The organism is Enteractinococcus helveticum, assembly GCF_020742345.1.
In the GTDB taxonomy this organism is placed as follows: domain Bacteria; phylum Actinomycetota; class Actinomycetes; order Actinomycetales; family Micrococcaceae; genus Yaniella; species Yaniella helvetica_A.
This window is the reverse complement of sequence record NZ_DYXC01000061.1, coordinates 1-13,964: the sequence shown is the minus strand read 5'-3', so window position 1 is coordinate 13,964 and position 13,964 is coordinate 1. Positions and strand designations below refer to the sequence as shown.

Genomic DNA, 13,964 nt, shown 5'->3' with positions numbered 1-13,964 from the left:
ACGCTGTGACCGTACCTATCATCATGGCGATATTTTTTCTCGCCAGTGTCATCTTAACCTGGGTGTTAAACCTCGCCGAATCGGCGTTTGACTACATCTCATACCGAGAAGCAGAAACGGTCGTAGCCAAACGGCCAGGCAACCCCATATTGCAGGTGCTCGATCGGCTACCCGAACATCAGCTGGCCGTCCGGTTCTGGAGCAGCGTTTTTCTGGCAAGTTCTGCAGTTCTCATGACGGTGTTTATTGACTACTTCGTCAATAACGTGTGGCTTTCAGCTGCCGGCGGCATCCTGGTCATGGGAGTCTTGACGTTATTAGCTGCCTTCCGAAGTCCACGCAAAATCGGTGCGAAACACTACGAGGTCTCAGCACAAGGCACCGCATGGCTAGTTCGTCTGTTGACCGTCATCCTGGGTCCGATCCCGCGGCTGTTCATCACGGACACCGACACCGAAAATGACGAGGAAAATGACGAAACCGATCTGGAAGAAAAACACTTCCGCGAATACGTCTCACGCGCATCAAAAGCCGATGTATTAGAAGATGACGAAGCAGAAATGATTCAATCTGTATTCGAAATGGATGACACTCTAGTGCGTGCCATCATGGTACCGCGTACCGATGTCGTGTGGCTTGAATCAGGCACCACGCTGGCTGACGCTACAGAAATCTTCATCGATTCCGGCTTCTCCCGCATCCCCCTGATTGGCGAAAGTCCTGACGACGTCCTCGGTATCGTCTTTCTCAAAGACGTCGTACGTGCCACGCACACCAGAAGGTTATCCCCACAGGAGCAAGTCAATGTCTTGGCACGCGAGATTCGTGTTGTTCCCGAATCTAAATCTGTTTGGGATCTTTTGCAAGAGCTCCAACGTGAAGCCATTCACGCGGCTATTGTCGTCGATGAGTACGGTGGCACCGCAGGACTGGTCACACTGGAAGATCTTATTGAGGAACTCGTTGGAGATATTTCGGATGAATACGATGACGTAGAAATCGCTGACGTTATCCCACAACCCAACGGCGAATTCCTGGTGAATGCTGCTATGTCGGTGACCGACTTCTCGGAAGCGTTCCACTTATTCTTAGACGATGACGAAGACGTTGACACCGTGGGCGGTTTGCTGGCCAAGAGTTTAGGTAAAATTCCGGTTGAAGGCTCTGTCGCGGAAATTGAAAATCTCACGCTGACTGTTGCCTCACTTGTGGGCAAACGCAATCGAGTCGATACGATTAAAGTCACCGTACATTCATCCTCCGAGGAGACCACAGCATGATGCCAACCGAGTATCCCGAACACTTTCGTTCCGGATTTGTCAGCCTTGTCGGTCGACCCAATGTTGGAAAATCTACGTTAACCAACGCAATGGTTGGCTCAAAAGTCGCCATCACCTCATCAAAACCTCAGACCACCCGACGGGTCATCCGTGGGATCGTATCTGGCGACGATCATCAGCTAATCTTGGTCGATACACCGGGTCTTCATCGACCACGAACTCTGCTAGGGGAGCGTCTCAACGAACTTGTTGCAGAAACTCTTGCGGGAATGGACGCCGTGGCCATGTGCATCCCGGCCAATGAAAAAATTGGTCCCGGGGATCGTTTCATTGCCGAACAGCTAGCAAAACTGCACAAGACACCGATCATTGCCTTGGTCACGAAAATCGACACGGTCACCAGGGGAGTGCTGGCCGACCAGCTGATCGCCGTCCAACAGCTTGGTGAAGACATCTTGACGCCCGATACCGGTGAAGGATTCACAGAAATCGTTCCGGTCTCGGTCCAAGGAGATGTCCAAGTTGATACGGTAGTTGAAGTCCTGACCAAGTACCTGCCGAAATCACCGGCGTTGTATCCCGACGGCGAAGTCACTGATGAGCCCGACGACATTATGGTTGCCGAACTTATTCGAGAAGCAGCTTTAGAAGATGTCTTTGATGAACTGCCACATTCCCTGGCGGTTGTCGTGACCGAAATGGGTCTCCGCGAGGACGAACCTGAAGACCAGCCCATCACGGACATATACGCTGCGATCTACGTGGAACGGGATAGTCAAAAAGGTATTATCATCGGCAAAGGTGGCCAACAGCTACGGGCTATCAGACAGCGCGCGCGTAAGAACATTCAAAAACTCCTTGGCACACGGGTATATCTGGACCTCGTTGTTAAAGTTGCTAAAGAATGGCAACGCAATCCTAAACATATGAATCGTTTGGGATTCTAAGGGCCCGGTGCTAGGCTAGCCACATGCATTGTGTTCAGAGCACCCCACAGCACGGTCTTCACCGTGGGCTTCTTGGTGCTCTACTAGGTCTACTGCTACCGTGCCGTAGCGGGGCCTAGGTTCTTCAAGCACACGCTTTGAACGCCACCAGGTAGCGTCGACCCCGTTGCGGAGCGAAACACACGACCTGCCACCGGTGAGACATGAATGCTCACACACCGGTTTGTCATCATTGGTCCACTAAACTCGTCACAGGACCAGGCAGTTTCAAAGAATGAGGAAAGACTTTGCGGAATTTTCAGCAACCATCGGGAATGAACTTTAAGAAATACGTCCCTTTCGAACAACAAATTGCCGTAAACCTGCCGGATCGTACCTGGCCAGATAAAGTCATCACGAAAGCTCCTCGCTGGTGCGCAGTCGATTTGCGGGATGGAAATCAGGCCCTGGTCAACCCCATGGATCCGGAGCGTAAAATGCGGATGTTTGAACTGCTGGTCGGTATGGGATATAAAGAAATCGAAGTTGGATTCCCCTCTGCCTCACAAACCGATTACGATTTCGTGCGTCAGTTGATTGAAGAAGACCGCATTCCTGAAGATGTACACATCCAAGTGCTCACGCAGTCCCGGGAACACCTTATTGAACGCACCTATGAAGCGTTAGAAGGCGCTCCACGGGCTATCGTGCACCTGTACAACTCCACTTCTGTCTTACAACGACGCGTAGTCTTCCGCGAAGACAAAAATGGCATCGTCGACATCGCCACGCGAGGTGCCATGCTGTGTCGCAAATACGAAGAACAGCTCAACGATACAGAGATTACCTACCAGTACTCACCAGAATCCTTTACCGGCACCGAATTAGAATTTGCCGCTGAAATATCTAATAAAGTTGCCGAAGTTCTGGAAGCATCCACCGACCGCCAGATGATTCTCAACCTGCCTGCCACCGTCGAAATGTCGACTCCGAACCGGTATGCCGACCAGATCGAATGGATGCACCGCAACATCGAGAATCGCGACGCGATCATCCTGTCACTGCACCCGCATAATGACCGTGGTTCCGGTGTGGCTGCTGCTGAACTTGGTTACATGGCTGGTGCCGATCGAATCGAAGGTTGCCTGTTCGGTAACGGAGAGCGTACCGGTAACGTTGATCTTGTCACACTCGGAATGAACCTGTATACCCAGGGGATTGATCCAGAAATTGATTTCTCCAACATGAACAAGATCCAAGAAATCTATGAATACTCGACTCAGATGAAAGTGCATGAGCGTTCGCCATGGGCCGGCGAACTGGTCTTCACCGCGTTCTCCGGGTCGCACCAGGACGCCATCAAAAAAGGCTTCGAAGATATGGAAGCCCGTGCAGAAGCATCTGGCGTTACAACCGAAGACATCGACTGGGGTGTCCCATATCTGCCGGTTGACCCAGAAGACATTGGTCGCACTTATGAAGCAGTTATCCGGGTGAATTCGCAGTCGGGTAAAGGCGGGGTCGCCTACATGCTGAAGTCTGAATATAACTTGGACCTGCCACGTCGTGCCCAGGTTGAATTCTCAGCTGTCATCAAGGACTACACCGATACCCACGGTGGGGAAATTTCTTCTGAAACCCTGTGGGGAGTCTTCGCCAACGAATATTTGCCAACTGACGATCCACAAGAACGCTGGGGCCACTATCATCTTGTGTCCTCAACTTCTTCCACAACTGAAGATGGTGACTTCTCGATGGAAGTCAAAATGGAACGCGACGGCGAAGTCGTCACCCGTAATGCCACCGGCAACGGGCCGATTTCTGCGCTGGTGAAAATGTTCCATCAGGCCGGCGTCGACGTTCGGGTCCTCGACTACACCGAACACGCCCTGACCGAAGGCGGCGAAGCCATGGCCGCCGCCTACGTTGAGGCGGCCATCGGTGATCGCATTCTGTGGGGTATCGGATTGGACCACAACACCTCGACCGCCTCACTGCAGGCAGTCACCTCTGCGGTCAATCGGTACATGCGTGATGTGAAAGCTGAACAAACCGCTGAATAAAACGCCTAGGAAACGATCTCGTGGATCCGGTACCTACATTTCGCAAAGCTACCGGACCCACGGGATTGTATTACGCACTTATAAATTGGCCGAAGCGGACCGGATCATTGTCATTTTGACTGCCGATCACGGTCAGATTCGAGCCGTTGCTAAAGGTGTGCGCCGTACGACGTCGAAATTTGGGTCGACGTTGGAGCCATTTATGCACACGAGATTGCAGCTCGTGCCTCGACGCAGTATGCACATGATCGTCCAAACGGAGACCATTCACCCCTATGGGATGATGCTCACCGGTGACTATGACAGTTTCGGGGCAGCCTCTGCGATGGTAGAAACCGCTGAACAACTCACACGAGATGAAGACACTACCGACGCATCCCAACAATATCGGCTGTTACATGGTGCGATCGCCGCTTTGGCTCGACGAAGCGCATCACCAATCATGTTACTCACCTCGTACCTCTTACGTGCACTTGCCATCGCGGGATGGGCCCCAACGTTTGATGAATGTAGTAGATGCGGTGTTGAAGGTCGCCACAACTGGCTGTCGGTCCCTCTAGGAGGTGTCGTGTGTGATGACTGTGCGCCACCGCAGACACCCTATGCCACAGATGACGTGGTAGCCCTGCTGGCCGCATTACTGGCGGGGGATTGGAACGTTGTTTCGCAAGCAGAACCGGCACAAACCCGACAGGCCACCAGTTTCGTAGCACAATATTTGCAGTACCATCTAGAGAAAACTCTGCAGTCACTATCGGTGATGGAACAGGGCTAGCCACCACAGGAGCCACCAATGCGTTATCAGAACCCAGCGCCCCACCCTGATGGTTTTGTCATGCCAAAAATTGACCCGAAATTCATTCCACAACACGTAGGGATTGTGATGGATGGCAACGGTCGATGGGCGAACCAGCGAGGCTTACCTCGAACCGAAGGGCACCGAGCTGGAGAACAAGCGTTACTCGATGTAATGGCCGGAGCCGTCGAAATGGGCATCAAATACGTTTCGGTCTATGCGTTTTCTACAGAAAACTGGAAGCGATCACCAGATGAAGTTGCCTTTTTGATGGGGTTTTCACGAGATGTTCTGCGGCGTCAACGTGACACATTGAACTCCTGGGGGGTCAGAGTGCGCTGGAACGGTCGTAAACCACGGTTGTGGAAGTCGGTGATCAACGAGCTACAGGTTGCTGAAGAACTTACCAAAGACAACGATCGTACAACGCTGGTGATGTGTGTTAATTACGGTGGACGGGCAGAAATCACCGACGCGGTCAAAACTATTGCTGAAAAAGCAGCCAAAGGCAAGCTCAGTGCCCGCTCGATTAACGAAAAGACAGTTGCCCAACACTTGCTCCATCCAGATGTGCCGGATGTCGACTTATTCCTGAGGACCTCTGGGGAGCAGCGGCTGTCCAACTTTTTATTGTGGCAATCGGCCTATGCTGAACTCGTCTTTCTGGATGTGCTGTGGCCCGATGTTAATCGGAAAACCCTGTGGGATGCGGTTGAGACGTACGCCTCCCGAGACCGTCGTTACGGGGGAGCGATTGACGCTCCATCTGGTTCCCGGTGAAATAATTTAACCACTCAAACGTAGTAGCAAAGGCGTGGTCACGTACCGGACGCGCCGAGGCGTAAACATCGTGAATGGCATCCGGAATTTTATGGATCATCACCGTATTGCCCAAATGCGTTGCACGCTTGGCAGTAGCCTCAACATCCAGGACGCTGTCGGCCGTTTGCATCTTGAAAGAATATTTGGCGCCAAAATGGGTCTTCGTGGACACCAGAACCAAGACGGGGACGTCAATGGCTAGTCCTGCGCGAACTTTGGAATGACCCTCAAGGATTGCTGACAGCCAGCCGCCATGAATATCGAAGGAATACCGGGGGCGCCATAATGGGTGTAACACCCATTCGCCGTGCTCATTGGACGATATCGTCCGGTAGAAAAAATCGACCTTGGGCAATAACAGCTTGCGCTCGGGCATACTGCGCCACACAGGGTCAGCCACCGTATTGGCAAATCCGCGCAACCAGGTATTGCCTTGGAGGGTCAACCACGGGGCATTGAGCACTAAGGTTCGAAGGCGCCCGGGATACCGATTCGCCCACAGTGCTGCAATCAACCCACCGGTTGAATGCGCGATCATGGCTGGCTGCTCGCCCGGATGCTCGTGGGCAATCAAATCCAAAGCCGCGTTAATTTCCTGGTCATATTCGGCTAAATGGTCAATATAGCCAGGCTGTTGCCTGGGTCGCAATGACCGCCCGTATTTTCTAAGATCCAAGGCATACAGCTGATGACCGTGGCGAGCTGCGGCGTCGGCCAGTTCGGTGTTGTAAAAATAGTCCGACCAGCCGTGAATGTAAAGCAGCGGCAGTCCCTCGACATCGTCATGACGAACCAGAGTTGCGGTCACAGGGCGATCTGATTCCTCATGAACAGGGATGCTTTGACGCGAGAACCCTTCTAAGACGTCAGGCAACCACTGGCCCGGGGGTGTATCCTCAAGTAATCCGTAGTGCATTGGCGGCTCCCAAACATGACAAACCCGGTGCACAGTTGCACAAGGTATTGATCCATATGGTTGACTACAAGCTATGACCAACCTACTTGCTACACGCCTTGCCGGCCAATCTCCAAAGCTTTACCCACACCTTTTTAATGCGGTTTTTGCAGATATGGATGCCGAGCGTGCACACGAGCTAGGTTTCCGTGCGATTCGTGTCGCAGAAAAAACCGGTGCCTCTAAAGTGCTTCGCGCCGCGCTTAGCCCCAAGCAAAGCCTTCGGACACAAGCCATGGGCTTGACCTTCCCATCACCTTTTGGCCTCGCTGCGGGCTTCGACAAAGCCGGCATTGGTACAAGCGCCCTGGCAGATCTAGGCTTCGGACACATTGAAGTCGGCACGATCACCGGACAAGAACAGCCCGGTAACCCTCAGCCGAGACTTTTCCGACTACCCGAGGATCGCGCCTTGATCAACCGCATGGGCTTCAACAATCATGGCGCCCAGCGTATAGCACCTCGGTTGGCGACAACCCGCAAGATATTGACGCGCCGATTTGGCCAGTTCCGTCCGATCCTAGGCGTGAATATCGGCAAGTCGAAAGTCGTGGAGCTGGAAGACGCCATTGACGATTATCTTGTGTCCACCCAGCTGCTCGCACGTCATGCCGACTACCTGGTCGTGAATGTCTCAAGCCCAAATACTCCGGGGTTGCGACAGCTACAAGCTATTGAGTCATTAGCACCACTGTTGGCTGCCGTGTCAAAAACCGCAGATGCGGTGACCGGTCGTCATGTCCCACTCGCCGTTAAAATCGCCCCCGATTTGGTCGACGACGACGTTATTGCCGTCGCAGATATGGTGTCAGAACTTGGCTTGGATGGCATCATTGCCACCAACACCACGATTTCTCGCAACGATTTGACCGCCGACCCAGCTGAAGTAGAAGCGCTGGGCGCCGGGGGAGTATCCGGTGCGCCACTCGCCGCCCGGTCCATGGAAGTCCTTGATCTGTTGGCCAAGCATGGCACTTCAGCAAGCATCATTTCCGTGGGTGGTGTCACTACGGGACAGGATGTCATCGATCGCCTCGAAGCCGGTGCAACCCTGGTTCAAGGCTATACCGCCTTCCTGTACGAAGGGCCACTGTGGGTCGGGCGCATCAACGCGGCACTAGAAAACCGTTAACCGGGAAACTGGCCGCGTTTGACCTGTGGCTTCGGTAGACGCATCCGACGCATCTGGGTGGATCGCATCGCAGCGTACCACCGGGTGCCCGGTTCCATTTCGCCGAATTTTGCTTCCAAACGCTTTTTCACCTGGTGACCGACCCAGAAACCCTCAAAGATCACCAAAAACACGAAGGCCAGCATGCCGATGGTCGATGCCATCTGCATGGTCGGAGTTGGCACAAAGCTCAATGCCAAAAAGACCAGCACACCAATAATCAGCCATTCACCCAGACCCCAGCGCGCATCCACGTAATCACGTGCAAACCGACGCTGCGGGCCCTTATCGCGTGGCGGCAAATATTTCTCTTCGCCCGTATCCAAGGCACGGCGCATTCTGGCACGTTCTTCGGCAACAGCCTGGCGATGTTGCTGGCGAGCTACCTTACGGTTATCGGAGATTAACGGACGACGATTCGCGGCCTCTTGGTCGCGCCGTTTTGGTGTGGGGCGTCCCTTGCCTTCGGATTGAGACTTTGCAGTGCCCCGGTCTTCTTCGGTCATTTCTTCTCTTCTGTTGTTCAGCATGGACGAATGTGTTGCCTCTATTCTAAGTGTTCCAATGGCACTGTCATCCCGACTACGCTAATGACCATGAACGCATCTCTATCAGCTGCCAATACCCCCAATCCGCAGAGTCAAGAATTCGTCTCAGCAGTCAAAAGCTGGGTCGATCAGCACTTTTCGGACATCGTCACCGACCTCAGCCAACTGGTGGCTCACCGTTCCCTAGCCTTTGATGGCTACGACAGAGCACCATTGGAATCGTCGGCAGCAGCCGTGGCGGAACTATTCAATGACCTCGGTTTCGAACAAGTACACCAACTTACCGAAACAAATATCGACGGCGAGCAATCCGGACCGGCCGTTATCGCCCGTACGCCTGCCCATGCTGACAAGCCAACCGTCCTGTTATATGCACACCACGACGTGCAACCCGTCGGAGACCGTGATGCCTGGGACACGGATCCCTGGGTGGCCACCGAAAAATCTGGTCGGCTGTATGGTCGAGGCACCGCAGACGACAAAGCCGGCATCGTCGTCCACCACGCCGCTATTCGAGCCCTGCAGGACTTACTGGGTGACAACCACGGTTTGGGTCTGACCGTATTCATCGAAGGTGAGGAAGAAGTTGGCTCTCCGTTTTTCGCTCAGTTCTTGCAGCGGCATCAACAACTTCTTGCCGCCGACACCATCATCGTTGCTGATTCCGCGAATTGGTCGGTCGAGATTCCCGCATTGACGACCTCGCTACGCGGATTGGTCGACGGCGTCATAGAAGTTACCGTTACGGAGCATCCTGTACATTCCGGGCTATTCGGGGGACCAGTGCTTGATGCCAACACCACATTGGCGCGAATTATTGCCAATCTCCACACCGCTGACGGCGACGTGGCCATACCTGGGTTAGACCAGACGCGTTGGGCCGAAGTGGTTTATAACGAAGAGGAATATCGGCAACAAATTGGGGCAGTTCAAGGATTAGAACTGGCTGGCACCGGTGGTCTTGCTGACCGACTATGGAACAAATCGGCGCTAAATATCATCGGCATTGACACCACTTCAATAGCTGAGTCTTCGAACACTATCGTTCATACAGCTCGTGCGAAATTCTCCATGCGTCTTGGACCAGGCATGGATCCACAGCATGCTATGGATAGCCTTACTGCTCATGTTCACAACACTGCAGCTTTTGGTGCAACCGTGTCCGTGTATCCAGGTGAACAAGGCAAGCCATTTGTTGTTGATGCAACGTCACGAGCCAGTGTCATGATGAAGCAGGCCCTGACTGAGGCCTGGGGGACTGAGGCTATCGAGACTGGCATGGGTGGTTCCATCCCGTTCGTGGCTGATCTGGTCAAAGCATTTCCAAATGCAAGCATTTTATTGACTGGCATAGAAGATCCAGACACGAAAGCACACTCGCCGAATGAATCATTAGACTTGTCTGTATTACGCCATGCGATTGAAGCAGAGATACTATTGCTTGCCAGAATGGCCCTAGACCATGTGGAATAAAGACAACGGGCAATAACGTTGCATCATTTGACCGCATGTGCCACATTCTCAGAGGAGTACACGATGTCCCAGACAGATAATATTGCCGACCAGCTGCCACAAGCGGCTCCCGCTGAAGGACTGCCAACGCACGAGATCGTGCTGACCGATGTGGCTGCCGCCAAAGTTCGCGACCTCTTGGAACAAGAAGGCCGTCCGGATCTGCGCTTGCGTATCGCTGTACAGCCGGGTGGATGTTCTGGTCTGATCTACCAGCTGTACTTTGACGAACGTGTGCTTGATGGCGACGCTGTAAACAGCTATGACGGCGTTGAAGTCATCGTTGACAAGATGTCGGTGCCTTACTTGGCAGGGGCTTCTATTGACTTTGAGGACTCCATCACTAAGGTTGGTTTCACGATTGACAACCCTCAGGCCGCTGGTTCGTGCGCCTGTGGAGACTCGTTCCACTGACATGCTTCAACTGTAATTTCCTGCAAAACGGCGGGTTGACGTCACATAGTACGTTGACTCGCCGTTTTGCTGTCATGGTCCAACTTTCCGATAGAAAAAGCACTAAGCTAGACACAGCAAAAGTTGTTTTGCCTGGATAACTCTCAGTGCGATGTGAGAGTAGGCTAATGACACAAGGCAAAACACTCGCACTGGATAAAGAAGAGGAAGGGCCGTCTGTGAGACTGCTACAACGAGCCGGCAGCCGCGGCAAGAGACTCCTAAAGGGGGGAGTCATTGGCGCTACGGCTTTGCTGTTCTTGACCGCGTGTTCAGAACATGCAAAACGAGGCTGGTATCCCGGATCTAACGAGACAACCAACCACAACGAGATACTCACCAACCTCTGGGTTGGAACATGGGTAGCCGCACTTGTGATTGGTGTCATCACCTGGGCATTGATGCTCTGGGTCATCGTGGCTTACCGTCGCCGTAAAGGCGACAAAGGTTATCCACGTCAACTCGCATATAACGTCCCCATGGAAACCATGTTCACCGTGATTCCAATTATTTTGGTTCTCACTCTGTGGGGTTTCACGGATCGCGTTGAACGTACTGTTAACACGCCGGTAGAAGACTCTCCACTGGTGGTTACTGTGCATGGTAAACAGTGGGCTTGGGACTTCGACTACGAATACACCACGCCTGATGGCCAGAAAGAAGAACGCCACCTGTACGGTGTTCAAGCTCAGTTAACTGGTGAGGAAGGCGTAGAAGATACCCTTCCAACCCTATACCTTCCCGTCGATGTACCAGTTGAGTTCCAGTTAAAATCACGCGACGTTATCCACTCATTCTGGGTTCCTGCCTTCCTGCAGAAACTCGATATGGTTCCCGGACAGACCAACCGCATGTATCTCACTCCGGGTGAGACTGGACACTTCCAAGGTAAATGCGCCGAACTTTGCGGTGAATTCCACTCTGAAATGCTCTTCAATGTTGAGATCGTTGAAGAAGCCGAATTCCTCAATGAAATCCGCCAGCTTCCAGAGGGGCTGTCGGGTGCGGAATTGAACCGTAACCCGAACGAGAACCCTGATGGTCAGCGCGATCAAGAGGTACCTCTGGGCGATCCACAACGGATCGAGGAGTAAGGTAAATGACTACTTACGAATACACACAAGACGACACTCGGTCACGTGTGCGGCCTCAGGTAGTGCCGGTCTCTAAAGGCCGCATTATCGTCAACTGGCTGACCACGACCGACCATAAGACCATCGGGTACCTGTACCTGATGACTTCATTCATTTTCTTTGGCCTCGCCGGCGTTATGGCGTTGCTTATCCGTGCTGAACTGTTCTCACCAGGTATGCAGGTCCTGCAGACCAAAGAACAGTTCAACCAGCTGTTTACTATGCACGGCACATTGATGCTACTCATGTTCGCGACACCACTGTTCATTGGTTTCGCAAACGTCATTATGCCGCTTCAGATCGGTGCACCAGATGTGGCATTCCCACGCCTGAACGCCCTGGCATACTGGTTCTTCCTGTTCGGATCACTCATCGCTACGGCAGGATTCCTCACCCCACAGGGTGCAGCATCATTCGGTTGGTTTGGATATGCTCCGCTGTCGAATGCAACGTATTCACCAGGTATTGGTGGGGACATCTGGGTCTTTGGACTTGGCCTGCAAGGTTTCGGAACCATTCTTGGTGGCGTGAACCTGATCACGACCATCATCTCGATGCGCGCACCAGGTATGACGATGTGGCGTATGCCGATCTTCACCTGGAACACCTTGATCACCGGTATCTTAATCCTGATGGCTTTCCCGCCACTTGCTTCAGCACTGTTTGCGCTGGGTCTAGATCGTCGTTTCGGCGGACATATCTTCGATCCGGAAAACGGCGGCGCCATCCTGTGGCAGCACCTGTTCTGGTTCTTCGGACACCCTGAGGTTTACGTTATTGCGCTACCGTTTTTTGGTATCGTTTCTGAAATCATTCCGGTGTTCTCGCGAAAACCAATCTTTGGTTACAAATCCCTGGTCTTCGCAACCGCAGCCATCGCAGCACTGTCCATGACGGTGTGGGCACACCACATGTATGTCACCGGCTCAGTGCTACTACCATTCTTCTCCCTGATGACGATGCTCATCGCCGTACCTACCGGCGTGAAGTTCGTCAACTGGATTGGAACCATGTGGCGAGGGTCTATTACCTTCGAAAACCCCATGCTGTGGACTCTCGGATTTATGGTTACTTTCCTATTCGGTGGTCTTACCGGTATCATCCTGGCCTCTCCACCGCTTGACTTCCAGGTGTCTGACACCTACTTCGTAGTTGCACACTTCCACTACGTAGTCTTCGGTACCGTGGTCTTCGCAATGTTCGCCGGCTTCTACTTCTGGTGGCCAAAGTTCACCGGTAAGATGCTCAACGAAACCTGGGGCAAGATCCAGTTCTGGATGCTCTTCCTTGGTTTCCACGGCACCTTCCTGGTTCAGCACTGGCTGGGCGTCATGGGCATGCCACGTCGTTACGCAGACTACATGGTCGAAGACGGCTTCACCCTCATGAACCAGTTCTCGACAGTATCGTCTATGCTCCTGGGTGCTTCGATGATTCCATTCCTCTGGAACGTCTACTACACCGCGCGCTACGGCAAGAAGATTACTGTTGATGACCCATGGGGCTTCGGAGGTTCGCTAGAATGGGCAACCTCTTGCCCTCCACCACGTCATAACTTCCACGCACTGCCACGAATCCGTTCCGAACGTCCTGCACTCGACCTTCACCACCCAGAACTGATTCCTTTAGAGCGTCGTGAACATATGACAACTAAGGCAGGTGCATAGCGAGTGAAGATTAACCAGCAGCTATTTGCAATTCTGGGAACGTTCTTCCTAGCAGTAGCCATCGTGTACACAATTTGGACCCGTGGAACCGAATGGGTCGGTATTCCCGCCCTGTTCGCTCTAGCTGGTATGCAGTACATGATTGCTTACTACTTGCGTTTGGTTGAAAAAGAATACAAAACGGGTGTCGACGATAAAGACGACGGAGAGATTGAAGAATACTCCGGAACTTACGGCCGTTTCGCCCCTTGGAGCTGGTGGCCATTGGGCCTCGGCGCGGCAGCCGCAATTATAGTACTTGGTGTAGCTATCGACTGGTGGATTTTCATCATCGGTATCGGTGCCGGACTATTCTTTGTAACCGGTTGGGTATTTGAATTCTCACGGGGACAGCACAAACATTAACGTGTAGTGGCAAGCTCTATAAGTGGAGGGTCTCAGTCTTAGGACTGGGACCCTCCACTTTTTAACCCTGCTTTACCCTCTAAGTATCAGTCCAAGATGTTCACAGGACAGACGGTGCCCATTGCCGTATCTAACACAGCAATACGAACCACCCATCACTAGGTGATCAACGTTTTAGAAATACACCGCAAAACACGGTGATGAAGTGGCCGGATTCTTATCGCTCTTTTGGC

General features: G+C 52.9%; 13 protein-coding genes. 11 read left to right on the top strand and 2 right to left on the bottom strand.

The features are described from left to right. The first annotated feature begins 5 nt into the window (after nucleotides 1-5). From K8V32_RS04715 to K8V32_RS04695, 5 genes are all read left to right on the top strand, one after another. Nucleotides 6-1,280 (top strand): hemolysin family protein, encoded by a 1,275-nt coding sequence (locus tag K8V32_RS04715; protein ID WP_303903638.1) that lies wholly within the window; start codon nucleotides 6-8, stop codon nucleotides 1,278-1,280. Beyond that, nucleotides 1,277-2,227 carry a GTPase Era gene (gene era, locus K8V32_RS04710; RefSeq protein WP_303903635.1) on the top strand — a complete coding sequence of 317 codons (951 nt, stop codon included), beginning with the start codon at nucleotides 1,277-1,279 and terminating at the stop codon, nucleotides 2,225-2,227. Before K8V32_RS04715 ends, era begins: the two co-directional genes overlap by 4 nt. Before the next feature lie 314 nt (nucleotides 2,228-2,541). Continuing rightward, nucleotides 2,542-4,269 (top strand): 2-isopropylmalate synthase, encoded by a 1,728-nt coding sequence (leuA, locus tag K8V32_RS04705; RefSeq protein ID WP_303903771.1) that lies wholly within the window; start codon nucleotides 2,542-2,544, stop codon nucleotides 4,267-4,269. Beyond that, the gene (recO, locus tag K8V32_RS04700) at nucleotides 4,250-5,044 is read left to right on the top strand and encodes a DNA repair protein RecO (protein ID WP_369681041.1); all 795 of its coding nucleotides are present in this window, start codon (nucleotides 4,250-4,252) and stop codon (nucleotides 5,042-5,044) included. The genes leuA and recO overlap by 20 nt, the downstream gene beginning before the upstream one ends. An 18-nt stretch (nucleotides 5,045-5,062) precedes the next feature. Next, nucleotides 5,063-5,845, top strand: a complete 783-nt coding sequence (locus K8V32_RS04695; protein ID WP_524536684.1) for an isoprenyl transferase — start codon at nucleotides 5,063-5,065, stop codon at nucleotides 5,843-5,845. Here the strand turns inward: K8V32_RS04695 and K8V32_RS04690 are convergent. Beyond that, complete coding sequence (locus tag K8V32_RS04690; RefSeq protein WP_303903632.1) at nucleotides 5,751-6,803, bottom strand: alpha/beta hydrolase; 1,053 nt, start codon at nucleotides 6,801-6,803, stop codon at nucleotides 5,751-5,753. The two genes, K8V32_RS04695 and K8V32_RS04690, sit on opposite strands and share 95 nt — an antisense overlap. A gap of 73 nt (nucleotides 6,804-6,876) precedes the next feature. Here K8V32_RS04690 and K8V32_RS04685 point away from each other — a divergent pair, with 73 nt between their 5' ends. Further along, on the top strand, nucleotides 6,877-7,974 hold the full coding sequence (locus tag K8V32_RS04685; RefSeq protein ID WP_303903629.1) for a quinone-dependent dihydroorotate dehydrogenase: 1,098 nt from the start codon (nucleotides 6,877-6,879) through the stop codon (nucleotides 7,972-7,974). Here the strand turns inward: K8V32_RS04685 and K8V32_RS04680 are convergent. After that, nucleotides 7,971-8,519 carry a DUF3043 domain-containing protein gene (locus K8V32_RS04680; RefSeq protein ID WP_303903627.1) on the bottom strand — a complete coding sequence of 183 codons (549 nt, stop codon included), beginning with the start codon at nucleotides 8,517-8,519 and terminating at the stop codon, nucleotides 7,971-7,973. The genes K8V32_RS04685 and K8V32_RS04680 overlap by 4 nt on opposite strands. Before the next feature lie 90 nt (nucleotides 8,520-8,609). Between K8V32_RS04680 and K8V32_RS04675 the strand changes: the two genes are divergently transcribed. From K8V32_RS04675 to ctaF, 5 genes are all read left to right on the top strand, one after another. Then, nucleotides 8,610-10,034: a dipeptidase gene (locus tag K8V32_RS04675; RefSeq protein ID WP_303903624.1), complete on the top strand. Its 1,425-nt coding sequence runs from the start codon at nucleotides 8,610-8,612 to the stop codon at nucleotides 10,032-10,034. A 63-nt stretch (nucleotides 10,035-10,097) separates the two neighbouring features. Next, on the top strand, nucleotides 10,098-10,487 hold the full coding sequence (locus K8V32_RS04670) for a HesB/IscA family protein (RefSeq protein WP_303903621.1): 390 nt from the start codon (nucleotides 10,098-10,100) through the stop codon (nucleotides 10,485-10,487). A gap of 167 nt (nucleotides 10,488-10,654) precedes the next feature. Next, the gene (gene ctaC / locus K8V32_RS04665; RefSeq protein ID WP_524536683.1) at nucleotides 10,655-11,620 is read left to right on the top strand and encodes an aa3-type cytochrome oxidase subunit II; all 966 of its coding nucleotides are present in this window, start codon (nucleotides 10,655-10,657) and stop codon (nucleotides 11,618-11,620) included. A gap of 5 nt (nucleotides 11,621-11,625) precedes the next feature. Beyond that, complete coding sequence (gene ctaD / locus K8V32_RS04660) at nucleotides 11,626-13,326, top strand: aa3-type cytochrome oxidase subunit I (protein WP_303903618.1); 1,701 nt, start codon at nucleotides 11,626-11,628, stop codon at nucleotides 13,324-13,326. Nucleotides 13,327-13,329: 3 nt separating this feature from the next. Further along, entirely contained in the window at nucleotides 13,330-13,731 is a 402-nt protein-coding gene (gene ctaF / locus K8V32_RS04655; RefSeq protein ID WP_303903616.1) for a cytochrome c oxidase subunit 4, read from the top strand. The last annotated feature ends 233 nt before the right edge of the window (nucleotides 13,732-13,964 follow it).

Coding starts and splice junctions, on each gene's coding strand:
- era (WP_303903635.1), top strand. CDS start 1,277: ATGATGCCAACCGAGTATCCCGAACACTTTCGTTCCGGATTTGTCAGC.
- K8V32_RS04670 (WP_303903621.1), top strand. CDS start 10,098: ATGTCCCAGACAGATAATATTGCCGACCAGCTGCCACAAGCGGCTCCC.
- K8V32_RS04695 (WP_524536684.1), top strand. CDS start 5,063: ATGCGTTATCAGAACCCAGCGCCCCACCCTGATGGTTTTGTCATGCCA.
- K8V32_RS04685 (WP_303903629.1), top strand. CDS start 6,877: ATGACCAACCTACTTGCTACACGCCTTGCCGGCCAATCTCCAAAGCTT.
- ctaC (WP_524536683.1), top strand. CDS start 10,655: ATGACACAAGGCAAAACACTCGCACTGGATAAAGAAGAGGAAGGGCCG.
- K8V32_RS04675 (WP_303903624.1), top strand. CDS start 8,610: ATGAACGCATCTCTATCAGCTGCCAATACCCCCAATCCGCAGAGTCAA.
- K8V32_RS04680 (WP_303903627.1), bottom strand. CDS start 8,519: ATGACCGAAGAAGACCGGGGCACTGCAAAGTCTCAATCCGAAGGCAAG.
- ctaD (WP_303903618.1), top strand. CDS start 11,626: ATGACTACTTACGAATACACACAAGACGACACTCGGTCACGTGTGCGG.
- K8V32_RS04690 (WP_303903632.1), bottom strand. CDS start 6,803: ATGCACTACGGATTACTTGAGGATACACCCCCGGGCCAGTGGTTGCCT.
- leuA (WP_303903771.1), top strand. CDS start 2,542: ATGAACTTTAAGAAATACGTCCCTTTCGAACAACAAATTGCCGTAAAC.